Origin of the sequence: Pelagibacterium sp., assembly GCF_965249125.1 — a bacterium.
Taxonomy (GTDB): Bacteria; Pseudomonadota; Alphaproteobacteria; order Rhizobiales; family Devosiaceae; genus Pelagibacterium.
Genome location: NZ_OZ252217.1, coordinates 385,519 through 409,031 on the forward strand (window position 1 = coordinate 385,519; position 23,513 = coordinate 409,031).

Annotated in this window: 18 protein-coding genes; 13 read left to right on the forward strand and 5 right to left on the reverse strand. The window is 60.2% G+C overall.

The features are described from left to right. Positions 1 to 44 precede the first annotated feature (44 nt). From ACP148_RS01930 to ACP148_RS01945, 4 genes are all read left to right on the forward strand, one after another. Positions 45 to 1,400, forward strand: coding sequence for an NAD(P)/FAD-dependent oxidoreductase (locus ACP148_RS01930; RefSeq protein WP_421950947.1), 1,356 nt, complete (start codon positions 45 to 47; stop codon positions 1,398 to 1,400). Then, a complete protein-coding gene (locus tag ACP148_RS01935; RefSeq protein WP_421950948.1) occupies positions 1,397 to 2,179 on the forward strand; it encodes a DUF1365 domain-containing protein in 783 nt (260 codons plus the stop codon). Before ACP148_RS01930 ends, ACP148_RS01935 begins: the two co-directional genes overlap by 4 nt. A gap of 118 nt (positions 2,180 to 2,297) precedes the next feature. Then, positions 2,298 to 3,791 carry an aldehyde dehydrogenase family protein gene (locus ACP148_RS01940; protein ID WP_421950949.1) on the forward strand — a complete coding sequence of 498 codons (1,494 nt, stop codon included), beginning with the start codon at positions 2,298 to 2,300 and terminating at the stop codon, positions 3,789 to 3,791. Between the two features lie 184 nt (positions 3,792 to 3,975). Further along, a complete protein-coding gene (locus tag ACP148_RS01945; protein ID WP_421950950.1) occupies positions 3,976 to 6,204 on the forward strand; it encodes an EAL domain-containing protein in 2,229 nt (742 codons plus the stop codon). Positions 6,205 to 6,228: 24 nt separating this feature from the next. Here the strand turns inward: ACP148_RS01945 and ACP148_RS01950 are convergent, their stop codons facing one another. Beyond that, positions 6,229 to 6,645 (reverse strand): MerR family transcriptional regulator, encoded by a 417-nt coding sequence (locus tag ACP148_RS01950; protein ID WP_421950951.1) that lies wholly within the window; start codon positions 6,643 to 6,645, stop codon positions 6,229 to 6,231. Positions 6,646 to 6,647: 2 nt separating this feature from the next. Next, on the reverse strand, positions 6,648 to 8,360 hold the full coding sequence (locus tag ACP148_RS01955) for a long-chain-fatty-acid--CoA ligase (protein ID WP_421950952.1): 1,713 nt from the start codon (positions 8,358 to 8,360) through the stop codon (positions 6,648 to 6,650). A 422-nt stretch (positions 8,361 to 8,782) separates the two neighbouring features. Between ACP148_RS01955 and ACP148_RS01960 the strand changes: the two genes are divergently transcribed. From ACP148_RS01960 to ACP148_RS01995, 8 genes are all read left to right on the forward strand, one after another. Continuing rightward, a complete protein-coding gene (locus ACP148_RS01960) occupies positions 8,783 to 11,266 on the forward strand; it encodes an acyl-CoA dehydrogenase (protein WP_421950953.1) in 2,484 nt (827 codons plus the stop codon). Between the two features lie 68 nt (positions 11,267 to 11,334). Continuing rightward, the gene (locus tag ACP148_RS01965; RefSeq protein ID WP_421950954.1) at positions 11,335 to 13,302 is read left to right on the forward strand and encodes a 3-hydroxyacyl-CoA dehydrogenase NAD-binding domain-containing protein; all 1,968 of its coding nucleotides are present in this window, start codon (positions 11,335 to 11,337) and stop codon (positions 13,300 to 13,302) included. 3 nt (positions 13,303 to 13,305) lie between these two features. Continuing rightward, a complete protein-coding gene (locus ACP148_RS01970; protein ID WP_421950955.1) occupies positions 13,306 to 14,592 on the forward strand; it encodes an acetyl-CoA C-acetyltransferase in 1,287 nt (428 codons plus the stop codon). A 166-nt stretch (positions 14,593 to 14,758) separates the two neighbouring features. After that, complete coding sequence (locus tag ACP148_RS01975) at positions 14,759 to 16,381, forward strand: peptide ABC transporter substrate-binding protein (protein ID WP_421950956.1); 1,623 nt, start codon at positions 14,759 to 14,761, stop codon at positions 16,379 to 16,381. Between the two features lie 165 nt (positions 16,382 to 16,546). Then, positions 16,547 to 17,470 carry an oligopeptide ABC transporter permease OppB gene (gene oppB / locus ACP148_RS01980; protein WP_421950957.1) on the forward strand — a complete coding sequence of 308 codons (924 nt, stop codon included), beginning with the start codon at positions 16,547 to 16,549 and terminating at the stop codon, positions 17,468 to 17,470. Positions 17,471 to 17,480: 10 nt separating this feature from the next. Continuing rightward, positions 17,481 to 18,425 carry an ABC transporter permease subunit gene (locus tag ACP148_RS01985; protein ID WP_421950958.1) on the forward strand — a complete coding sequence of 315 codons (945 nt, stop codon included), beginning with the start codon at positions 17,481 to 17,483 and terminating at the stop codon, positions 18,423 to 18,425. A 19-nt stretch (positions 18,426 to 18,444) separates the two neighbouring features. Beyond that, positions 18,445 to 19,437: an ABC transporter ATP-binding protein gene (locus ACP148_RS01990; protein ID WP_421951497.1), complete on the forward strand. Its 993-nt coding sequence runs from the start codon at positions 18,445 to 18,447 to the stop codon at positions 19,435 to 19,437. After that, complete coding sequence (locus ACP148_RS01995) at positions 19,434 to 20,462, forward strand: ABC transporter ATP-binding protein (protein ID WP_421950959.1); 1,029 nt, start codon at positions 19,434 to 19,436, stop codon at positions 20,460 to 20,462. The genes ACP148_RS01990 and ACP148_RS01995 overlap by 4 nt, the downstream gene beginning before the upstream one ends. 3 nt (positions 20,463 to 20,465) lie before the next feature. Here the strand turns inward: ACP148_RS01995 and ACP148_RS02000 are convergent, their stop codons facing one another. Next, positions 20,466 to 20,975, reverse strand: coding sequence for a response regulator (locus ACP148_RS02000; RefSeq protein WP_421950960.1), 510 nt, complete (start codon positions 20,973 to 20,975; stop codon positions 20,466 to 20,468). 243 nt (positions 20,976 to 21,218) lie between these two features. Here ACP148_RS02000 and ykgO point away from each other — a divergent pair, with 243 nt between their 5' ends. Further along, positions 21,219 to 21,344, forward strand: coding sequence for a type B 50S ribosomal protein L36 (gene ykgO, locus ACP148_RS02005; RefSeq protein WP_014131674.1), 126 nt, complete (start codon positions 21,219 to 21,221; stop codon positions 21,342 to 21,344). A 129-nt stretch (positions 21,345 to 21,473) separates the two neighbouring features. Here ykgO and pyk read toward each other — a convergent pair whose 3' ends face one another. Continuing rightward, the gene (gene pyk / locus ACP148_RS02010; protein WP_421950961.1) at positions 21,474 to 22,910 is read right to left on the reverse strand and encodes a pyruvate kinase; all 1,437 of its coding nucleotides are present in this window, start codon (positions 22,908 to 22,910) and stop codon (positions 21,474 to 21,476) included. Further along, positions 22,907 to 23,386 (reverse strand): DUF1036 domain-containing protein, encoded by a 480-nt coding sequence (locus tag ACP148_RS02015; protein ID WP_421950962.1) that lies wholly within the window; start codon positions 23,384 to 23,386, stop codon positions 22,907 to 22,909. The genes pyk and ACP148_RS02015 overlap by 4 nt, the downstream gene beginning before the upstream one ends. Positions 23,387 to 23,513: the final 127 nt, after the last annotated feature.

Here is a 23,513-nt window from a genome sequence, read left to right on the forward strand (position 1 = left end):
CTCGCTCGTACCTTAGTGGAAGCCAAACAAGGACAAGCCGACCCATGTATCTCGATGCTGGCCCCAAGGGACCGAAAAGCACAAGACGTATCGCCGTGATCGGAAGCGGAATTTCAGGGCTTTCGGCGGCCTGGCTGATGAGCCAGACCCACGATGTGACGCTCTATGAAGCCGATTCACGGATTGGGGGGCATTCCAATACGGTCGAGGTCGACTACAACGGCAAGACGATTCCGGTCGATACCGGCTTTATCGTTTACAATGAAGCGAACTATCCCAATCTCGTTGCAATGTTTGACCATCTGGGCGTGAAAACGGCGCTGTCGTGGATGTCGTTCGGGGCTTCGATCGACGGCGGGGCCTTCGAATATTGCTCGGACCCGTTGGGGCTGATCGGGCAGAAATCGAATGTGGTGCGACCGCGTTTCTGGCGGATGCTCTCCGACATCGTGAAGTTTTCCCGCTCACACCGCGAGATCCTCGCCGATGGCAGCCTGACCCAGGTTGGGCTGGCCGACTATCTGGCGGATAACGGATATTCGGAAAGCTACATCGAGGATCATATCCTGCCCATGGCGGCGGCGATCTGGTCCTCATCGGCGACAGATATCCGCAATTATCCCGTGCAGGCCTTTGTGCGGTTCTTTCTCAATCACGGTTTGCTCGATCTCTATAACCGTCCGTTGTGGCGCACCGTCGAGGGCGGCAGCCGCGAATATGTTTCGCGCCTGGTATCGGACTTTAAGGGAACGGTGCGGCTTTCGACCGGGGTAAGCCGCATCGAGCGGCATTCGGGCGTGGTGACGGTGACCGATACGCGCGGGCACAAGGACATCTTTACCGATGTGCTGATCGCCACTCATGCGGATCAGGCGCTGGCGATGCTATCGGATGCCGATGAGGACGAGCGCGCAGTGCTGGGGGCTTTCCAATACACCGACAACAAGGCTGTGCTGCACACCGACCGGCGTCTGATGCCCAAGCGCAAATCGGTCTGGTCGAGCTGGAACTATATCGGCGAGCGGGAATGGGATGGAAACGGCCCGTTATGCGTGACCTACTGGATGAACAAGCTCCAGAATATCGACAAGAAATACCCCCTGTTCGTGACCCTCAATCCAAGCCGGGAGATCGATCCGGCCACGATATTTGAGACGTATGACTACACTCATCCGCTTTTCGACCAGAAGGCGATGGCGGCGCAAAAGGAACTGTGGCGCCTGCAAGGGCGTGGCGGGGTGTGGTTCGCCGGTGCGCATTTTGGTTCCGGGTTCCACGAGGACGGGTTGCAGTCCGGGCTCGCGGCTGCGGAAGATCTGGCCGGAGTGAAGCGCCCCTGGGCGGTGGAAAACGCCTCGGGTCGCATCCATATCCATACCGAAAGGGTGGCTGCCGAATGAGCGATGGCGCGATCTACGCGGGGGAAGTTGTGCATGTGCGGCACAGGCCGCGCGCGCATACGCTCCGCTATCGCGTTTTTTCGCTTCTGCTCGATCTGGACCGGCTCGAAGCGCTCGATAAGAAGCTCAAGCTCTTTTCCCACAACCGGTTCGGTGTGTTCGGCTTTCGCGATGACGATCATGGCGACGGAGTTACGGGCGGATTGCGCGGTTGGGCCGAGCGTCTGCTGACCGACGCGGGAATCGCGGGAGAAAACCTGACGATCGAGATGCTCTGTTATCCGAGAATTTTCGGATATGTCTTCAATCCGATCACCGTTTATTTCTGTTCGGACGCGCAGGGGTTGCGGGCCATTCTTTACGAGGTGTGCAACACGTTTTACGAGCGGCACACCTATGTGATCCCGGTGAGCCATCGGCCTGAGGGGGCGGTGCGCCAGTCCTGTGCCAAGGAACTTTACGTCTCCCCGTTCGTCCCTATGCGGGCGCAATACGATTTCAAGATCACCCCGCCCAGCGACAAGGTTCAGATTGCCATCAATGAGCATGACGCCGAGGGCGCGCTGCTCTATGCCGCGTTTACCGGCAAACGCGAGGAATTGAGCGACAAGAGCCTTGGGCGCGCGCTGTTGCGCTATCCGCTAATGACGCTGAAAATCATGGGCGGTATCCACTGGGAGGCGCTCAAGCTGTGGCTCAAGGGCAATCCCGTGTTCATGCACGAAAAGGCAGAGCAAAAGATTTCCCACTCGGTGATCGGCGCGGCGCCGGCCGAATAGCTATCAGCGCCGCTCATAGATCCATCACCAATCGGCGTTTTGACCGAAGCAGCGCTTCCTTTAAGCTTGGCGGAAACCAGCCCTCGAAGGCTGTCGATCATGCAAAGAGGAAACATCGATGTCCCATGCCGATATTCTTTCAGCCGCGATGCTGGATGCTGCCGATCTGACCGGCGGCGCGCTCAAGGTGCACTCGCCTGTTGACGGCGCGCTGATTGGAGAGGTTGCAACCCATTCGGGCGCCGATGTTGAAAAGATGATCGGCCGGGCCAAATCCGCATTCGCGGACTGGAGGCTGGTGCCGGCGCCGCGGCGGGGCGAACTGGTCCGGCTGTTCGGCGAGGAATTGCGCAACGCCAAGGAAGCCCTGGGCATGCTTGTGTCCCTCGAAGCGGGCAAGATTTTTCAGGAAGGGCTGGGCGAAGTCCAGGAGATGATCGATATCTGCGATCTGGCCGTTGGCCAGTCGCGGCAATTGTTCGGGCTGACCATTGCTTCGGAGCGGCCGGGCCATTCGATGCGGGAAACCTGGCATCCGCTGGGGGTGACGGGCGTCATATCGGCGTTCAATTTCCCCGTGGCGGTCTTTGCGTGGAATTTTGCGCTGGCCACTGTGTGCGGCAATAGCACGATCTGGAAGCCTTCGGAAAAAACACCGCTGACCGCGCTGGCGGTCAGGAAGATCTTTGAAAAGGCGGCGGCCAGGTTCGCGGATGCGCCCGAGGGGCTGCTGCAGGTGGCCATCGGCGGGGCCGATGTGGGCGAAGCGCTGACCACTTCGAAAGACGTGCCGCTCATATCGGCAACCGGGTCGACCCGGATGGGGCGGATCGTGGGGCCAAAGGTGGCCGAGCGGTTTGGCAAGTCCATTCTGGAACTTGGCGGCAACAACGCGATGATCGTTGCGCCATCGGCCGATCTGGACAATGCGGTTCGGGCCATCGTCTTTTCGGCGGTCGGCACTTGCGGCCAGCGCTGCACGAGCCTGCGGCGGCTGATCGTGCACGAGGACATTCGCGACCAACTTGTGGAAAAGCTCAAGGCGGTTTACGGCAAGCTGCCGATCGGAAGTCCGCTGGAGCGGGGTGTTCTGGTTGGACCGCTGATCGACAAGGCGGCGTATGACGGAATGCAGCACGCGCTGGAAAAAGCGCGGGCCGAAGGCGGCAGGGTCACCGGTGGGGAACGGGTCAACGCTGTGGAGGGCGGGCACTATGTGCGTCCGGCCATTGTCGAAATGGTCGAGCAGACCGCTATCGTCAAGCACGAGACTTTCGCCCCGATCCTTTACGTGCTGACCTACAAAACGCTTGAGGAAGCCATCGCGCTGCAGAACGATGTGCCCCAGGGGCTTTCGAGCTGCATCTTTTCGACCGATGTGCGCGAAACCGAAATTTTCCTTTCTGCGGCGGGATCCGATTGCGGCATCGCCAACGTCAATATCGGTCCCTCTGGGGCCGAGATCGGCGGAGCGTTCGGCGGCGAAAAGGAAACCGGCGGTGGGCGCGAAAGCGGGTCGGATGCCTGGAAGGCCTATATGCGCCGCCAGACCAACACGGTCAATTATTCGCGCGAGTTGCCGCTCGCTCAGGGGATCAAGTTCGACATCTGATCGCTTGTTTGTCGCGTGTCTCTGTTTTGTCACGATTCCCGCAAGGCCCGGTTAACCCTCGGGGCCGTGGCCATGTGGGAAGCGGGGAAAAGACAGACTTCGTTAATCTCTGGGACTTCACACTCTTTGGTGCGGGACGGCTCGAAAGCCGCCTGATCGGGGGAACACGATCCGGGGGTGCAGAATGCGCGACGGACGAAAAGCGAGCGGATTTCTATCCGCAAATCCGAGCCGGCTCGATTTCATCGAGTTGACGATGGCGCGCACGGATCGGGCCATCCTGATTTCGGATGCTGGCGGGCATCCGTGCTATGTCAATCCCGCCTTCGAGGTTCTGTTCGGCTATGGGCTGGACGATTTTTCCGGGCAGCCCGCATGGCGACTGCTGGTCGGGCCGATGAGCGATGAGCGGTTGGACCAGCGGATACGAGCTTGCGCGGAAACCGGAGAAGGGTTTTCCGACGATTTGCTGTTGCGCACGCGTTCTGGCGAACCGGTTTGGGTTTCGGCGAAAATCGACCCTGTGCACGATGCCGATGGGCGCTTTACCCATCTTGTGGCCATGCTGTCCGACATTACCCAATCCAAGCGACTGCGCGGGTTCCAGCGCGACCTGCTCGACGCGCTGAGCCGCGACATGCCGCTTGCCGAGTTCATGGAGTATATCTGCGAGCGGGTACAGGCATTGGCGCCCGACGCCGTCTGTTCGGTCCTGCGGGTCGATGAAGAGCTGAAACTGCGGCCGCTGGCGGCGCCGAGCCTGCCGGACTCGGTGGCGAAAAGCATCGACGGGATCGAGATCGGGCCGCGGGCGGGAAGCTGTGGCACCGCCGCGTGGCGGGGCGAGCCGGTTGTTGTCGAAGACATCGAAGTCGATCCGCTCTGGGCCGACTTCAAGCATCTGGTTCTGCCGTTGGGGCTGAGGGCCTGCTGGTCCTATCCGATGGTGCTGCGCAACGGGCGTGTCGCCGGAACGTTCGCTTTCTATTTTCCCCAATGCCGACCCCCCAGCGAATGGCACCTGCGGCTGGTGGAGACGTGCCTGAGCCTTTGTGTGATGGCGATCGAGCGGCATGAAGCGCGCACGAAAATCCGGCGTCTCGCCTATTACGACGCTCTCACCGGGCTGCCCAACCGTGTCCTGATGCGTCAGCGGGTCGAGCAGACTTTGGCCAGCGATCCGCAGCGCAGGAAATCCCTGGCCTGCCTGTGCCTGGATCTCGACAGGTTCAAGGACATCAATGAAGCCTATGGCTTGCCGGCGGGGGACATGCTGCTTGAGGCGGTGAGCCAGCGGCTGCTCGATCGGGCCTCCTCATCGGACATGGTTGCGCGGATGAGCGCGGATACCTTCATCATACTGCTCGACGATTGCCGGGCTGAAGAAGCGGCCGCTGCTGCTCAAGAGCTGCTGGCGAGCCTGAAGGAGCCCTTTACGGTCGGCGAAACGGCACTGTCGCTGTCCGGGTCGATCGGTATCGCACTTTATCCGGACGATGCGACAGAGGTTGAAACTCTGGTCAATCGTTGCGAGACGGCGATGTTTGAGGCCAAGGACGCGGGACGCGCAAACTATCACTTCTTTTCGCCGGAAATGAATGTCGCCAATCGCGACCGGCTCGAACTGGGTGCGGCGCTGCGCGAAGCGTTGTCGGGCAATCAGCTCTCGCTTGCCTTCCAGCCGCAGATCGACCGCACCAGCGGTGCCGTATACGGAGTGGAGGCGCTGGCGCGCTGGACCCATCCACAACTGGGAGTGGTCGGCCCCGACAGGTTCATTCCAGTGGCCGAACAGATCGGGCTGATCGAGGACCTTGGATTGTGGGCGCTGAACCGTGCGTGCGCGCAGCTTGGGCGCTGGCGAGTCGAGGGGCGCTCCATACCTTCCATCTCGGTCAATATCTCCGCGCAACAGTTCCGCAATAGCCAATTCTGCAATCAGGTGGCCGAGACACTGATCTCTCACGGCCTGGAACCGTCCGATCTTACAATCGAAATCACCGAAAGCCTTATGCTCGACCAGACGGCGTCTGTGACCAGCAACACCGAAAGGCTGAGCGAAATGGGCGTCAATCTGTCGATGGATGATTTTGGAACCGGCTATTCCTCGCTTTCGCTCATTGCCCGGCTTCCGGTCAACGAACTCAAGATCGACAGGGCCTTCATCGACAAGCTGGCAAGCGATGCCGGGGCACAGGCCGTGGCAACGGCGGTTATCTGTATCGGGCAGAGTCTCAATATGCGCGTGGTTGCCGAGGGTGTGGAAACCGATGCCCAGCGCCGGTTTCTCGACGCACTCGGATGCGATGCCCAGCAGGGCTATCTCTATTCAAAGCCGCTCAGCGCCGATGCCATGGACGCTTGGCTGGACGCCAATGACAAGCGGCCTGCAAGGCACCAAAAAAGGGCATAAGCGCCGGAGGGCGCCTTCCGAAAATTATGCGGTTCCGCCTTCCGGTGGTGAATTGCGCAACCGGTCATCGGCAAGCTGACGGATTTCGGTCAATTCGGTGATGGTCGTCTCAAGATCGGCCAATTGGGCGCGCAGCAGGTCAAGCCGTTCATCGACTTTTTCGATCAGCAGTTTGACCTGGGCCGTGCGCGTGCCATCGGCGTCGTAGAGGCTGAGATATTCGGATATGTCGCGCAGGGTAAAGCCCAGCCGCTTGCCACGCAAAATAAGGATCAGCCGGGCGCGATCCCGTCTGCGGAACACGCGCGTCGACCCCAGGCGGTCAGGCTTCAAGAGCCCCTTGGTTTCGTAGAACCGGATAGCGCGGGTGGAAATCCCGAACTCGTTTGCCAAATCTGCGATGGCGAACAGGTCGCGCTTGTCCGCATCGTGCTTGTTCAATGCTATCTCCCGGCCTTGACGTTGTTCTCGTAGTCCTCGCGAAGATCCTTTTTGGACTGCTTGCCGATCATGGTCTTGGGCAACTCGTCGCGGAAAATGATTTCGCGAGGCATTTCGAGTTTGGAGAGACGGTCCTCAAGGAAGGATTTCAATTCTCCTTGGGTGAGCGATTGCCCCTCCTTGAGCTTAACATAGGCGACCGGAACCTCTCCGCGATATTCGTCCTTTACCCCGATCACGTTGGTTTCGTCCACGGCGGGGTGGTGATAAATGGCATCCTCGATGGTGCGGGGATAGACGTTGAAACCCGAGCAGATGATCAGGTCCTTGATGCGGTCGACAAGGAAGACATAGCCGTCTTCGTCGAGATAGCCGACATCGGCGGTGCGCAAATAGCCATCGGCGGTAAAAGCGGCCTTGGTGGCTTCCTCATCGTTGAAATAGCCGAGCATGACCTGTGGGCCTTTGAGAACGAGTTCGCCCCGCTCTGCCTGGGCCACCTCGCGCTCGGGGTTGTCGAGATCGACAAAGCGCACATCGGTGGCGGGAAGCGGCAATCCGATCGACCCGGATTTCGAGGGCACGCGCAGGGCGGCGCAGGTGACGACCGGGGAAGCTTCTGTCAGGCCATATCCTTCGGCGAGGATGGCATCGGATTTTCGAGCGAACGCTTCGCGGGTCTCGCCGGGCAGGCCAGCGCCGCCGGAAATTGCGACCTCGATCGGCGCAAGGATTTCGGCAGTCGCCGTGTCCTTTGTGGCCAGGGCGTGCAACAGCGTCGGGACGGCAGGCAGGACATTGGGTTTGGTGCGCTTCATGAGGGACAGGAAGGCCTTCATTTCAAAGCGCGGAAGCATGACGACCTGGGCACCCGAACACAGCGGGACGTTCATGCACACCGTCATCGCAAAGATATGGAAGAACGGCAGTACCGCGACGATTTTGGATGGAGGGTAGAACAGCCCGCACCCCCATTTGTCGATCTGGCTCATATTGGCGGCGATATTGGCATGGCTGAGCATGGCGCCTTTTGGGGTGCCCGTGGTGCCGCCCGTATATTGCTGGACGGCGACATCCGTTTCGGGATCGATCCGGATCGGCGTAGGGGCCTTGCCCCTGGCCATCAGCTCCTCGAAGGATATGACGGCGTTTGCAGCGGCAGAGTCCGCCGGTTTGACGAGGTCCTTACCCTTGAGCAGCGAGAACAGGATTTTTTTCAGGCCCGGCAAGGCGTTGGGGAAATGGGCAACGACGAGTTTCTCGATGTGCCCCTGGCTGACAAGTTTTTCGGCGTTGGGATAGGTTGCCTTGAGATCGAGCGTAATGAGGACGGAAGCGCCGGAGTTGGAAACGATGTGGCTGAGTTCGCCCAGAGAATAGAGCGGATTGCAGTTTACAACGGTGGCGCCGATGCGCAGCACTGCGAAGTAAGCAATCACATAGAACGGGGTGTTGGGCATCAGCAGCGCAACGCGGTCACCCTTTTTGACGCCGAGTTCGGATTGCAAGGCACCGGCGAACGCGTTGACCTGCTCGCCAAGCCGGCGGAACGACGTGGTGGCGCCCATAAAATCGAGTGCCGTGGCGTCGCCCATCTTGGCGCAGGAGGCCAGGAGTTGCTCGTGCACGGGCGTGGTATCGATGGGCACATCCCATTCGATGCCGTCGGGATAAGCGGCTATCCAAGGATGGGGGGCGGTGATCGGCTTATTCATGTTCTCTCCTCCGGCGGATCTTTGCGTCCGAGCCTGTTTTGAAAACATGCCACGGACTGACGTTAACGTCAAACGATGCACGTTGGGCAAGGTTCCTTACCTATTTCCCGCGGCGCCGATGTGGAGAACACGGGTTGCTCGCTTTGGGGCGGGAAGGTTTGGCGCACTTGAAACGAATCTGTAGCGAATGCGTTCTAGGTTAGGGCGCGCAACTTCGAGGCTGGGCCGGACGATATCTTGCGGTGTATGACCTTTAAGGCATCAAGTTGACGTTTGCGTCCACAGGTGTATGCTTGGTTTGATTTCAGCTGCGCCGATACAGGTGCGGAGTAAGGGCCCAGGTTCGAATTTCGGGGCTCTGGGTCGATATTTCGTTGCGTGCGGACATTGACCGGGCGCTTCAGGTCAGGGGAGGCCGCCTAATGGTTGTGGCACTTATCGTGATTAGCGTCGTCGCGTTTTTCGTTCTGGCGGTCCGTCAGTCGCCAGTATGGCAATGGGCGTTGGCCGCCGCGGTAATCGGTGTGCTCGCCATGCTGCGGCCCGACGATGGGCTTGCGCTGTCGACAAGCGTTGGCGGGTGGATGCTGGCTCTGTTGCCGGCGGTGGTATTGGGATTGCTGGCCGTTCCGGCCATCCGGCAGCTGATCCTGACCGGCCCGGCCTATTCTATGGTCAAATCCATCCTGCCGCGCATTTCGCGGACCGAGCAGGAAGCGCTCGACGCTGGAACGGTTGGTTGGGACGCGGAAATTTTCTCGGGTCGTCCCGACTGGGACAAGCTGCTCGACATCCGCAAGCCCGACCTGACCGATGAGGAGCAGGCGTTTCTCGATGGGCCCTGTGAAGAGGTCTGCGCGATGATCGATGATTGGGACACGCGCAACAACCGCATGGATATGCCGCCCGAGGTCTGGCAATTCCTCAAGGACAAGGGGTTCCTTGGCATGCTTATCGGCAAGGGGCATGGGGGTTTGGGCTTTTCGGCACAGGCCCAGAGCCAGGTTGTATCAAAGATCGGCTCGCGCTCGATTGCGGCGGGTATTACCGTGATGGTGCCCAACTCGCTCGGGCCGGGCGAACTGCTCGAGAAATACGGCACGCCCGAACAGCAGGGCAAATATCTCCATAGGCTGGCAAAGGGCCAGGAAGTTCCGTGTTTCGCGCTGACTGGCGCTCATGCTGGGTCGGACGCGGCGAGTATGCGCGACGTTGGCGTCGTGACCTATGGCGAATACCAAGGCAAGCAGGTGCTCGGCGTCCGCCTCTCCTGGGACAAGCGCTACATCACGTTGGCCCCGGTTGCCACGCTGCTCGGCGTGGCCTTCAATCTCTATGACCCTGACAATCATCTGGGTAAGGGCGAGGAAGTGGGCATTACACTGGCGCTGGTTCCGGCCGACCATCCGGGCGTGGTGATCGGGCGGCGGCATCTGCCGGCGCGTTCGGCCTTCATGAACGGACCGACGTCGGGCAAGGATGTGTTCGTGCCAATGGAGTTTTTGATCGGCGGTACCGAATATGCCGGGCAGGGCTGGCGCATGCTGATGGAGTGCCTTGCGACGGGCCGGGCGATTTCGCTGCCGGCCATCGGCACGGTTTCGATCAAAATGGCTCTGCGTACCACGTCCGCCTATGCGCGCATCCGCCGCCAGTTCGGCATTTCCATCGGCATGATGGAAGGGGTCGGCGAGGGCATGGCAAGGCTTGTCAAATCGGCCTACCAGTTCGAGGCGTCGCGGGCGATGACGGCTGCGATCGTCGATGACGGGCAAAAACCGGCGGTGATTTCAGCGGCGCTCAAATACCGTACGACCGAGGAAATGCGCGGGCGGGTCGATGATGCCATGGATATCCATGGCGGGCGCGCTGTGCAGGACGGGCCGTCGAATTATCTGTTTGCCGGATATCAGACCATTCCCGTTGCGATCACCGTGGAAGGCGCTAACATTCTGACGCGGACGCTTATTACCTTTGCGCAAGGCGCGCTGCGGGCTCATCCTTATCTGCTCAAGGAAGTTCAATCGGCCCAGAACCCCGACAAACGCCAGGGGCTGAAAGATTTCGATGCGGCGTTCTCGGGCCATATCGGCTTCATGCTGCGCAATATGACGGCCTCCTGGTGGCACAGCCTGACCTTCGGGCGGTTCGCCTCGAGCCCGGTCGAACACGAGCTTAAGGGCTGGTATCGTGAACTGCACCGTTATTCGCAGAGCTTTGCGCTGGCCGGCGACTGGACCGTGGCGTTTCTCGGCGGCGACCTGAAGCGCAAGCAGATGTTGTCGGGCCGTATGGCGGATGTTTTTTCCGAACTCTATCTGCTCTCGACGGCGCTCAAGCGCTATGAGGATGACGGGCGGATGCCTGAGGATATTGCGGTGATCAATGCGATCGCGCGTGACAGGATCGCAGGAATCGAAAAGGGGCTGGGAGAGGTTATCGACAATTTCCCCAACCCGTTCCTCAAATTCGCGCTGGGTGCGCTGATCTTTCCGCTCGGACGTCGTGCGCGGCCATCGCGCGACCGCGATAACTACCGGCTGGCGCGGTCGGTGCTCGGGCAGTCGGCGTTCCGCGACCGGTTGACACGCGGGGTGTATCTGACCTTCGATCCGGCCGACCGCACGGGCCTGCTCGAAGACGCGCTGGTCAAAGTCGAGGCAGCGGCCGAGATCGAAAAGAAATTCTTCCGGGCCATAAAGAAGGGCGAGATTGACCGCCGTCTCGATCGGGACGCCATCGAGGATGTCGTCTCCAACGGTATCCTTACCGCTGAGGAAGCACAGATCATGCGGGTGGCCGATGAGGCCACCGACCGGGTCATCAAGGTGGATGATTTTGCGCCGGACGAATTGGCCCGGCCTGCCGTCAAATCCCCGAGCGACTATACCGCGGCCGCCGAATAGGCGGTTGCGGAACCTATCGCTTCCCTCCACCCTTGTTCCGACCGAGAGAAAACGAGAGGAGCCATGCCTTGGCGCAAGCTGATACGCCGCAAACCCGACACTGGGACTTTTCAATCGATGTCGAGCAGATCGGCTGGCTGACGCTGGACGTTCAGGATAATTCGGTCAACGTCTTGAGCCGGGAGGTGATTTCCGAGCTCGAGGTGCTGGTTGGTCATATTGAACGGCTGGGTCAGGCCGGTAGCCTGATCGGGGTCGTCCTGCTTTCGGGAAAGCCGGGCTTTATTGCCGGGGCCGATATCTCCGAGTTCGACCAGATGAGCGATCCGGCCGTCCTGCCCGAGGCGCTGCACCGAACTCATGCGGTGTTCCAGCGGATCGAAGACCTCAAGATCGCGTTCGTTTGCGGCATTTCGGGGTTCTGTGTGGGGGGTGGTCTGGAACTGGCGCTGGCGTGTCACTATCGCATCGCGGTCAATGACGATGCGACCAAGCTGGGCTTTCCAGAAGTCAATCTGGGAATTTTCCCGGGTTTTGCCGGTACGGGCCGCTCGATCCGCCAGGCGGGGCCGGTTGACGCCATGCAGTTGATGCTGACGGGCAAAATCCTGCGGGCATCGCAGGCGAGAAAACTCAATCTTGTCGACAAGCTGGTGCGGCACCGCGACATGCTGCGCTGGGAGGGCCGCAAGGCGGTGCTGTCCAAGCGCAAATCCGATCCCGCGCCCTTCACCAAGCGGGCGATGGCTCTGGGACCGATCCGGTCGCGCATAGCCGCCAAGATGCGCGAGGAAGCGGGCAAAAAGGCGCCGAAAAATCACTATCCCGCGCCCCATGCGCTGATCGATCTTTTCGAGAAATATGGCGACGATCCCACGAAGATGATCGCCCATGAGATCGATGCCTTCGTGCCGCTGATGGCTTCGCCCACGGCGCAGAATCTGCGCCGCGTGTTCTTTTTGTCCGAAAGCCTGAAACGGCTCGGCGTCAAGGGTAAGGATAAGCCAAAGTTTTCCCGCGTACATGTTGTGGGCGCCGGGGTGATGGGTGGCGATATCGCGGCGTGGTGCGCCTATCGCGGGTTGGCGGTGACGCTCCAGGATATGGATATGGACCGCATAAAGCCGGCGTTGGACCGCGCCAGAAAACTGTTCAAGAAGCGTCTCAAGACCAGACAGGCCGTCGATGCCGCGATGGCGCGGCTGGAACCCGATGTCGAGGGCAAGGGGATAGCCCGGTGTGATGTGCTGATCGAAGCGGTGGTGGAAAAACTCGAGGTCAAGCAACAGATATTTTCCAATGCCGAAACCCAATTGAAGCCGAATGCGATCATGGCGACCAATACGTCATCGATCGAACTGGAGCGGATTGCGGAGGCACTGGACAATCCCAACCGGTTGATCGGGCTGCATTTCTTCAACCCGGTGGCGCAATTGCCGCTGGTCGAGGTTATCCGCTCGACGCTCAATGACGATGAGGCGATCCGTGTTGGCGCATCGTTCGTTCTTGCCATCGGCAAGAGCCCAGTGGTGGTCAAGTCCAAGCCGGGGTTCCTGGTCAACCGGGCGCTCATGCCCTACATGCTCGAAGCCATCGACCGGGTGGAAAAGGGCGAAAGCCCCGAACAGCTCGATGCGGCGGCGGTCGCCTTCGGGATGCCCATGGGGCCCATCGAATTGATGGACACCGTGGGCCTCGATGTCGGGGCGTTCGTTGCAAAGGAACTGGGCCAGAAAGTTCCTGAGGACAGCAAGTTCGCGCGGCTGGTCGCTGCCGGAAAACTGGGCCGCAAGTCGGGGCAGGGTTTTTACAAATGGGTCGACGGCAAGGCGGAAAAGGAAAAGCCGCCTGCCCACGCCAATCTCGAGGGGTTGGGACGCGATCTCGTCCAGCCGCTTGTCGATACAGCAGAAGTTATCGTTTCCGAGGGCGTGGTCGAAAGCGCCGACATGGCCGATATCGGCATGATCCTAGGGACCGGCTTTGCGCCGTTCCTGGGCGGACCGCTCAAGGCACGCGAGGACGGAAGGGCTTAAATCATGACACAGACACTGCGCAAAGTCGCCATCGTAGGATCGGCGCGCATTCCGTTCTGCCGGGCTTACACGGGCTATGAAAATGAAACCAATCTCTCGATGCTCTCGACCGCGATCGGCGGTCTGGCAGAGAAATACGGGCTCAAGGGCCAGCGGATCGGCGAGGTGATGGCCGGGTCGGTCATTTCCCATTCGAAAGATTTCAATCTGGCGCGCGAGGCACTGCTCGATGCGGGGCTGTCGCCACAAACGCCGGGCACGACCATCCAGATCGCCTGCGGCACCTCATTACAGGCGGCGCTGACGCTGGGCGCCAAGATCGCGACCGGAGAGATCGACAGCGGGATCGCCGCGGGGTCCGATACAGTTTCCGACAGTCCCGTCGTTCTTGGTCCGAAAATGCAAAAGCGCATGATCGCCATGTCTCGGGCCCGCACAACGGGGGAGAAGCTTTCCGCCTTCAAGGGCTTCAACTTCGGCGAGATCGCGCCGATCGCCCCCTCGACCCAGGAGCCCCGGACGGGATTGTCCATGGGCGAGCATTGCGAGTTGATGGCCAAGCAATGGGGAATTTCGCGCGAGGCGCAGGATGTTCTCGCCCTGCGCAGCCATCAGAATGCGGCGGCCGCCTATGATGACGGGTTTCACGACGATCTGATCGTACCCTGTGCCGGCATCTACAAGGACAACAACGTCCGCCCCGATACGAGCCTCGAAAAAATGGCCACCATGAAGCCGGCATTCGATAAGAAATCGGGCAGCGGCACGCTCACGGCTGCCAATTCGACGCCGCTGACAGACGGGGCGTCCTCGGTGCTGCTGGCCAGCGAGGAGTGGGCACGCGAACGCGGCCTGCCCATCCAGGGGTACCTGACCATGGGAGCAGTTTCGGCAAATGATTTTGCCCATGGCGACGGGTTGTTGATGGCGCCGACAATCGCGGTTTCGGACCTGATGCGGCGCGCGAATCTAAGCTTTGCCGACATCGACCTGTTCGAGCTCCATGAGGCTTTCGCCGCTCAGGTGCTCTGCACGCTGGCTGCATGGGAAGATCCTGACTACAATCGGGCCGTTTTGGGGCGAGATGATCCGCTTGGGGCCGTTCCTGTGGATAAAATTAACGTGTTTGGTTCCTCTTTGGCATATGGTCATCCCTTTGCAGCAACGGGCGCGCGTATTCTTGGGATGACGGCCAAGATGTTGAATAGTCTGGAGAAAAACCGCGCGTTGATTTCAGTATGCACAGCCGGCGGCATGGGCGTTGCCGCGATTGTGGAGAAAGCGTCTTAATCAGTGCTTGTCAAAGCCGATTGAGCAAGGATAGGCTCGCTGTCCAGATCAACGGGGAATGATTTTCCCCGTTGTTCTTTGTTTGAGCTGCTCCGTTTCAAAAAAGAGGGCAGCCATGGGCTGGAAGCATCACTAACGTCCAAATACTAAAAAGGAGACGACCATTATGACACGTACTACCAAGCTATTGGCGGCGCTTGCTGCGACGACGTTTCTCGTCGCGCCCGCCTTTGCAGCCAATGTCCCCGACGGCGTAACGCTGGCCGAAGACCAGAGCTTTACCTATCGCGTTCTTGACGAGCACAGCTCGGTCGATCCCCAGATCGTTGAAGACGTTTCGGGCTCGGAAATCGTGCGCGACCTGTTCGAGGGCCTGCTGAACCAGAACGCCGATGGTGAACTGGTAGGCGGCGTGGCCACCGAGTGGACCGCCAACGAAGACAACACCGAATGGACCTTCACCCTGCGTGACGACGCCATGTGGTCGGATGAAACTCCGGTTACCGCCGGCGATTTCGTTTATGCCTGGCAGCGCCTTGTCGACCCTGAACTGGCCTCGCCCTATGCATGGTTCGGCGAGTTGATGTCGATCGAAAATGCCGGCGCCATCATCGCTGGCGAAATGGAGCCTTCCGAGCTCGGGGTCGAAGCTGTCGACGATCACACGCTGGTCGTTCGCCTGACCGACCCGCTCCCCTATTTCCCGGCCATGACCACCCACGCCTCGACCTTCCCCTCCCCCAGCTGGGTGATCGAAGAGCATGGCGACCAGTGGACCCGTCCGGAAAACATCGTCACCAACGGCGCTTATACGCTCTCCGAACACGTTCCGCAGGAACGTTCGGTCCGCGTCAAGTCCGATACGTACTGGGATGCGGAGAACACCGTTCTCGAAACCGTTACGGCTCTCGTCATCAACGACGAAAACCAGGCTCTGACGCGCTTCCTCGCCGGTGAACTCGATCGTACGGAAATCCCGACCGGCGAATATCCGCGCCTGGCCGAGGAATATCCCGAGACTGCGATTTCGTTCCCGCGCCTTTGCACTTACTACTACAACATCAACCTGCGCGACGCCGGTCCGGAATCGCTCAAGGACGTCAATGTCCGCAAGGCTCTGGCCTATGCGATCGATCGCAACGTGATCACCGACCAGATCCTGCAGGGCGGCCAGATCCCGGCGTATACCTTTACCCCGGGCGCAACGGCCAACTTCCAAGTGCCCACGGTCGAATTCGGTGAAATGACCCAGGCCGAACGGGACGAAATGGCCGTGCAGCTGCTTGAAGAAGCCGGCTACGGGTCGGACAACCCGCTCCAGCTGTCGATCCTGTACAACACCGACGAAGCTCACCGCGAACTGGCCACCGTCATCTCTCAGATGTGGCAGCAGAAGCTGGGCGTGCAGACCACGCTCGACAACATGGAATGGAACACGTTCCTTGAAGCACGCGGCAATGGCGACTACGAAATCGCCCGCGCCGGCTGGTGCGGTGACTATAACGAAGCCTCCACGTTCCTCGACCTGATGGACACGGATTCGGGTTACAACGACTCCGCGTATTCCAATCCGGAAGTCGACGAGCTTCTTGCTGAAGCCAAGACCATGTCCGATCCGAGCGAAAACTACACGCAGATCGAGCAGATTGTCGCCGAGGATATGCCTGTTCTTCCGCTCTACCACTATGCCGGTGTCTACATGCTGAATCCGCAGATTCAGGAATGGCCCGTCAATAACGTCGAGCAGAACTGGTACTCGAAAGACCTCTACAAGGTCGCTGCCGAGTAATTCAGGCCAATCACAGGCGTCCCGCACCCTTGGCGGGACGCCCCCTTTTCGGGGTAAAGAAATGACAGGGCGCCGCCTCACACGCGCCTTTGCACCAATATTGCAAAGCGCTGTTTTCCGCTTCGTCGGACCCTTGGCTGCGCCGTGCGCGCACGGACTTTCGACATGTTGAAATACATCCTCCAGCGCCTCGGGGTCGCCATCCCGACGCTTTTGCTTTTGATCATCTTTTCGTTCGTTCTGATGCGGCTGGCCCCCGGCGGGCCGTTCAACTCCGAGCGTCCGCTGCCGGCGCAGGTGTTGGCCAATATCGAAGCCAAATACGGCCTCGACCAGCCCTGGCACATGCAGCTCTGGGAATACATGGTCGGGATCATAACGCGCTTTGATTTCGGGCCGTCCTTTGCCTATACCGACCGCACGGTCAATGACATCATCGCGCAGGGCTTCCCGGTCACGCTGACCTATGGAACCTGGTCGTTCGTTCTCGCCGTTCTGATCGGCTGTTCGCTGGGGATCGCCGCGGCGGTGCGCCACAATTCATGGCTCGATTATTTCTCGGTCGGCACTTCGATCGGCGCGCAGGTGCTGCCGAACTTCGTCATGGCGCCCATTCTGGTGATCATCTTCACGCTCTGGCTGCGCTGGTTGCCCGGTGGGGGGTGGTATGGCGGTCAGTGGAACTACGTCATCATGCCAGTGATCGCGCTGGGGACGAGCTATATGGCTTCGATCGCCCGCATCACGCGCTCATCGATGCTCGAAGTGCTCAATTCCAACTTTATCCGCACGGCGCGCGCCAAGGGTATGCCGGCCAGTCATGTCATTATCAGGCATGCGCTCAAGCCGGCCCTGATGCCGCTGCTGTCCTATCTCGGCCCGGCCTTTGTGGGCATGGTTACCGGATCGGTGATCATCGACGTCTATTTCTCCACGGGTGGCATCGGGCAATTGTTCACCAATTCAGCCTTCAACCGGGACTATTCGGTCATCATGGGCATCACGATCCTTCTGGGCACGCTGACCATCGCGTTCAACCTGATCGTGGACATACTCTATGCGTGGATCGACCCACGCATCAGGTACTAGGAGGCCGACAATGGTATTGAGGCCAGTACGGGTCGAAGCTTCGGCCGAAGCCATCGACGTTGACGACGCCAACTATGAAATCGCCACCAAGGGTCGATCCCTTTGGGCAGACGCGGCGCGGCGGTTCTTCAAGCATGCTCCATCGGTTGTCAGCCTTGTGGTTCTGATTCTCGTGGCGCTCTTTGCGTTCACCGGTCATTTCTTTGCGGCATGGTCCAATGAGGAAATCGATTGGTCGGTGCTCGGAAACGTGCGCACCGCGGGCGCGCCTTCGCTTGAATCGGGGCACTATTTCGGCACCGACGATCTTGGGCGAGATCTTTTTTCCCGCGTCGTCCAGGGCAGCCAGATTTCGCTGATGGTCGGGTTCGTGGGCGCTGGGATTGCCGTCATCGTGGGGACGTTCTACGGCGCGGTGGCGGGATATTTCGGCGGCCGGATCGACTCGTTCATGATGCGGATCGTCGATATCCTGCTTTCGATCCCTTACATGTTCGTCCTCATCCTGCTGCTTGTGGTGTTCGGGCGCTCGATCACCATGCTCTATGTCGGTATCGGACTGCTTTCATGGCTGGACATGTCGCGTATCGTGCGCGGGCAGACGCTGTCGCTCAAGGAAAAGGAATTCGTCGAGGCGGCACGAGCCGGTGGCGCCGGGCACTTCACGATCATCTTCAGGCACATCGTGCCCAATTTGATGGGCATCGTCGTGGTCTATGCGACACTTCTGGTGCCCCAGATGATCCTGACGGAGAGCTTTATTTCCTTCCTGGGCCTTGGTGTTCAGGAGCCTCTGACCTCCTGGGGTGCGCTGATTTCCCAGGGTGCGGGCACCGTGATGTACGGAACGCTGTGGCAGCTCGTGTTTCCGCTGTTCTTCTTCGTCGTCACCCTGTTCAGCTTCTACTTCATCGGCGACGGTCTGCGCGATGCGCTCGACCCGCGTGACCGGTGAGGAAAGGACGATCATGACTATGCTTGAAGTCACCGACCTCTCGGTGTCGTTCAAAACGCCCGACGGCACCGTACGGGCCGTCAACAAGATGAACTTTTCCATCGGGCCGGGACAGACGCTGGCCATCGTTGGGGAATCGGGGTCGGGCAAGAGCCAGACGGTGATGGCCGCCATGGGGCTTCTGGCGGGAAATGGCGAGGTCGAGGGGTCGGTCAAGCTCGATGGCCAGGAACTGATCGGCATGAAGCCCAAGGATCTCAACAAGATCCGCGGCCGCGACATGGCTATGATCTTCCAGGATCCGATGACCTCGCTCAATCCGTATCTGAGCATCGCGGACCAGATGACCGAAGTGCTCATGTTCCACAAGCGCATGAAGCGCGCCGAGGCGATGGACAGATCCGAGGAGATGCTCAGGACGGTGCATCTTCCCGATCCAAGGCGCATCCTTCGCCGCTATCCGCACGAGCTTTCTGGCGGGCAGCGCCAGCGCGTGATGATCGCCATGGCGCTCCTTTGCGATCCCAAGGTACTGATCGCGGACGAGCCGACCACGGCGCTCGACGTGACGGTGCAGGCGCAAATGCTCAAGCTGTTCGAGGAGTTGACCGACAAGTTCAACACAGCGCTCATCATCATCACCCACGATCTGGGCGTGGTGGCCGGTCTGGCCGATGAAATGATGGTGATGTATGCCGGGCGCGTCGTCGAGCAGGGGCCCGTCGAGGGCCTGTTTTACGATCCGCGCCATCCCTATACGTTCGGGCTTTTGCATTCGACGCCCCATTTGAAAGAGGGCAAAGACCGGCTGGCGCCGATCAGGGGGCTGCCGCCCAACCTCACGAATCTTCCACCCGGCTGTGCCTTCAACCCGCGATGCCCGTACCGGTTCGACCGGTGCATCAAGGAGCGGCCGCAGCTGATCGTGCGCGAGCATGACAGGCTCAGCGCCTGCTTCTACGAGGGCGAAATGACAGAAGCGGACATGGAAAAGGAATTGGCGGTCAAATGAACGATCAAACGCCAATATTGCTCAACGTCGAACACCTCACCAAACGCTTCGCGATTGCCAACGGGTTCTTCAACAAGCCGCTGATGCTGACTGCGGTCGACGATGTCAGTTTCTCCGTAAAACGCGGCGAGACCGTCGGGATTGTGGGTGAATCGGGGTGCGGGAAATCCACGCTGGGGCGCTGCATCCTGCAGCTCATCCAGCCCGATGACGGCAAGGTGGTCTGGCTGGGTAAGGATCTGACGGAATTTTCCAAGGACCAGATGCGCAAGGCGCGCACCGACCTCCAGATCATCTTCCAGGACCCGCTCGCCTCGCTCAATCCTCGCATGACCGTGGGCGAGATCATCGCCGACCCGCTTCGGACGCTCAAGCCGGAGATGAACGGTGAGCAACGCCGCAAGCGCGTTCGCGAGGTGATGGATGCCGTGGGCCTGCTGCCCGAAATGGTCAACCGCTACCCTCACGAGTTCTCAGGCGGGCAGGCGCAGCGTATCGGCATCGCCCGTGCGCTGGTGACGGGCCCCAAGCTGATCCTGTGCGATGAGCCTGTCTCGGCGCTCGACGTCTCGATCCAGGCACAGATTCTCAATCTTTTGGCCGACCTCAAGGAAGAATTCGGGCTGACGCTTATCTTTATCAGTCACGACCTTTCCGTGGTGCGGCACGTGTCAGATCGCATTCTTGTGCTGTATCTGGGCCGCATTGCCGAACTGGCCGACAGCGAGACCCTTTATACCGATCCGCGTCATCCCTATAGCCGGGCGCTGCTGACAGCGGTTCCGATTGCGGATCCCAAGCTGGCGCGCGGGCACCAGATCGAAGGGTTGGAGGGAGAAATTCCGTCGCCCATCAATCCGCCGTCCGGGTGTTATTTCCGGACGCGGTGTCCTTACGCCGTCGATCGGTGCGCACAGGTTGTCCCCCCGCTCGAGGCTACCGACAATGGTTCGGACGTGTCGTGCATTCGCTGGGAGGAAATCCTGGCCGATCCGGTGGGCAAGCGCACCCGGGCGCCGAGCTGATCGCTACGGTGCCTTCGGTGACCGGTTGATCGGCGCGCGCCGGTCCTCGCCGTCGATAGGTTCTTCCTGGCGCCGGCGGTCGGGACCTGCATAATCGGGGGCAACCACGAAAGGTCGTGGGGTGGCAATGGCGGATTCGAGCCGGGAGGCGAGAATCTGAGCTGTGGCGGGTAGGCGGACGAACTCATCGATTCCGGCGTCCTGAGCCTCCCGGCCCTGTTCGGGCGGCATGTCGCCTGAAACCATAACGACAGCCATGCCGCGATGGGGAGCGGCGGCGTTGAGACGAACACGGCGTGTTACGGCTATTCCATCCTCGGGGCCGATTGCGTTGTCGATGATCATGGCGTCGTAGGGCGATTGGCTCAAAAGGCGGAAGACCTCGGCACTGTCGCGTGCCACACGCGTGTTGGTCAGTCCCAGCCGGCGCAACATGGCGGCAAGCGTGCTGGAAAGCTCTCCATTGGCGGTGGCAATCAAAACAGAAAGGCGTGGCGGAAGCGTCGTGCTCATGGGTCTAACCTACACCAATGCGAGGTCTGCGCAAAATGTCGGGGTTGCCCAGCGACTCGCGTTGACAGTCGATACCTTTGCCCCTATGTTCCGGCCAACTTTGGGATCGCTTCAGCATTGCTGGAGCGATCCCGGTCGTTAGTTGGTCGCGTTTCCAAGCCGGACAAGTGGCGAACACTTGTCCTGGAAACGCTCCGAAGCGGTGCCTTGAGCTCCGCAGATCTCTTATTGTCTGAGGTTAAAATGAAAATCCGCAATTCGCTCAAGGCGCTCATGACCCGTCACCGGGACAACAAGCTGGTTCGCCGTCGTGGCCGCGTCTACATCATCAACAAGGTCAACAAGCGCATGAAGGCCCGCCAGGGCTGATCGGCGCTTTTCGATCCTTTGAATTTCGAAGCGGGGTTTGCAGGTTTGCGAGCCCCGCTTTGTTTTGTGGACCGCGCAACAAAAAGGCCGGGGAGAACCCCGGCCTTTTTAATAGCGTTCAAGGGCGCGTCAGGAGCCGCCGGCGCCGTCCTGGCCGACAAATGCGATGCGCAGCATGTTGGTGGCGCCGGGTGTGCCCAACGGCACGCCTGCGGTGATCGCCACGCGATCGCCGGGACGGGCAAGGCCCTCGACATAGGCAATCGAGCAGGCGCGATCGACCATGTCGTCGAGCGAGATTGCGTCTTCGGTCTGCACACAGTGCAGGCCCCAGACGATCGAAAGGCGGCGCACCGTGGTCAGTTTGGGTGACAGCGCGATGATGGGCTTGGACGGCCGTTCGCGGCTGGCGCGGATGCCCGTGGAGCCCGACGAGGTGTAGGTTACGATGGCCGCCAGATCGAGCGTTTCGGCCACCTGTCGGGTGGCGGCCGAAATGGCGTCGGCGGCTGTCGCTTCGGGCTCGGTTGCCTGGGAGCGGATAATGCCCGGATAGAGCGGGTCCTGCTCGACGGCTTCAGCGATGTTGTTCATCGTGGTGACGGCCTGCACCGGGTAGGAACCCGAGGCGCTTTCGGCCGACAGCATAACGGCATCGGCGCCCTCGAAAACGGCGATTGAGACGTCGGAAACCTCGGCGCGGGTGGGGACGGGCGCGGTGATCATGGATTCGAGCATCTGGGTGGCGATGACTACCGGCTTACCGAGGCGACGGCACATGCGGGTGATGCGCTTTTGGGTGCCGGGCACGGTTTCAAGCGGCATTTCCACGCCCAGATCGCCACGCGCTACCATGATGGCGTCGGAAAGCCGGATGATCTCTTCGAGGCGATCGATGGCCTGGGGCTTTTCGATCTTGGCGAGCACCCCGGCGCGGCCCTGAACGAGCTTGCGCACTTCGATCATGTCTTCGGGGCGCTGGACAAAAGAAAGGGCTATCCAGTCGATTTCCTCGCCAAGTGCCGCCTGAAGATCGGCGCGGTCCTTTTCGGTCAACACGCCTACCGAGAGGATGGTATCGGGCAGCGAGACGCCCTTTTTGTCGGAGAGCTTGCCGCCGTAAACGACAGTGGTGTTGATCGCTTCGGGCGAGATGGCCGAGATGCGCAACTCAATCTTGCCATCGTCGAGCAGCAGTCGATCGCCGGTCTTGACCGAGGAGAAGATCTCGGGATGGGGCAAATGGATGCGCGTCTTGTCGCCGGGGGCGTCGGAGGTGTCGAGGGTGAAGGTTTCGCCCTTGGCCAGCATGACCGAGCCTTCGGCGAAGGTGCCGATGCGCAGCTTGGGGCCTTGAAGATCGACGAGAATGCCGATGGGGTAGCGTACAGTGCGCTCGACGGCGCGAATTTTAGCCACAGTGTCGCGCATCACGTCATGGCTCGCGTGACTCATGTTGATGCGGAAAACGTCTGCCCCTGCGCGGACGAGTTCCTCGATGACCTTGGGGTCGTTGGAGGCCGGCCCGAGCGTGGCGAGGATCTTTACGCGGCGCGATCTTTTCATTGAGGATCCAGACTGTTTGAATTGTTTTCGGTCAATTGCATGGTCCAATCGGTGCGGCCCTGGGTGTCGATCTCAAAAAAGCCCGTGCGCTCATAGCCACGGGCCAGACAGTCCTCGACACCGAAAATGGTGAAGCTCGAATCCTGGGTGCACATGAAAACCGAGCCATCCCAGGCGCCGCCGGCGAGATCGTCTACGGCATAGAGGTAATAATATCGTGACGTCAGGTCCCCCTGGTACACGATGGCGCAGGCATCGGCGCCGGCCACCCACCAGCCTTCCGATTGCCAGCCTGATTCGGCGCGGTAGCCGAAGGCTATGGAAATGGTGCTCGAGGTCTGGTTGCACACGCGCAGATCGGCAAGGGCGGGCCGCGGCAGCGCGACGGATGCCGGGAGCAGCGTGATGGCAGCGATCAAGAGAGTGCGGAAAAACGATTGCACGGCGTTGGGTCGCATATGGAAAATGAAAGCCATGGTGTTTCTGGGCAAGGGGTCCGGATATGTCAATGGGTGGAAGCTATTACCCGATTATAGCATCGAGAGAAGGGCGGCAGCGAGGCGACGATTCAGTGCGGTGTCGCGCCTTGCTTGTGGGATTTGC

Bases quoted from the DNA above. Each gene is read 5' to 3' on its own strand.
- ACP148_RS01930 (WP_421950947.1), top strand. From the start codon at position 45: ATGTATCTCGATGCTGGCCCCAAGGGACCGAAAAGCACAAGACGTATC.
- ACP148_RS01935 (WP_421950948.1), top strand. From the start codon at position 1,397: ATGAGCGATGGCGCGATCTACGCGGGGGAAGTTGTGCATGTGCGGCAC.
- ACP148_RS01940 (WP_421950949.1), top strand. From the start codon at position 2,298: ATGTCCCATGCCGATATTCTTTCAGCCGCGATGCTGGATGCTGCCGAT.
- ACP148_RS01945 (WP_421950950.1), top strand. From the start codon at position 3,976: ATGCGCGACGGACGAAAAGCGAGCGGATTTCTATCCGCAAATCCGAGC.
- ACP148_RS01955 (WP_421950952.1), bottom strand. From the start codon at position 8,360: ATGAATAAGCCGATCACCGCCCCCCATCCTTGGATAGCCGCTTATCCC.
- ACP148_RS01960 (WP_421950953.1), top strand. From the start codon at position 8,783: ATGGTTGTGGCACTTATCGTGATTAGCGTCGTCGCGTTTTTCGTTCTG.
- ACP148_RS01970 (WP_421950955.1), top strand. From the start codon at position 13,306: ATGACACAGACACTGCGCAAAGTCGCCATCGTAGGATCGGCGCGCATT.
- ACP148_RS01975 (WP_421950956.1), top strand. From the start codon at position 14,759: ATGACACGTACTACCAAGCTATTGGCGGCGCTTGCTGCGACGACGTTT.
- oppB (WP_421950957.1), top strand. From the start codon at position 16,547: ATGTTGAAATACATCCTCCAGCGCCTCGGGGTCGCCATCCCGACGCTT.
- ACP148_RS01985 (WP_421950958.1), top strand. From the start codon at position 17,481: ATGGTATTGAGGCCAGTACGGGTCGAAGCTTCGGCCGAAGCCATCGAC.
- ACP148_RS01990 (WP_421951497.1), top strand. From the start codon at position 18,445: ATGCTTGAAGTCACCGACCTCTCGGTGTCGTTCAAAACGCCCGACGGC.
- ACP148_RS01995 (WP_421950959.1), top strand. From the start codon at position 19,434: ATGAACGATCAAACGCCAATATTGCTCAACGTCGAACACCTCACCAAA.
- ACP148_RS02000 (WP_421950960.1), bottom strand. From the start codon at position 20,975: ATGAGCACGACGCTTCCGCCACGCCTTTCTGTTTTGATTGCCACCGCC.
- ykgO (WP_014131674.1), top strand. From the start codon at position 21,219: ATGAAAATCCGCAATTCGCTCAAGGCGCTCATGACCCGTCACCGGGAC.
- pyk (WP_421950961.1), bottom strand. From the start codon at position 22,910: ATGAAAAGATCGCGCCGCGTAAAGATCCTCGCCACGCTCGGGCCGGCC.
- ACP148_RS02015 (WP_421950962.1), bottom strand. From the start codon at position 23,386: ATGGCTTTCATTTTCCATATGCGACCCAACGCCGTGCAATCGTTTTTC.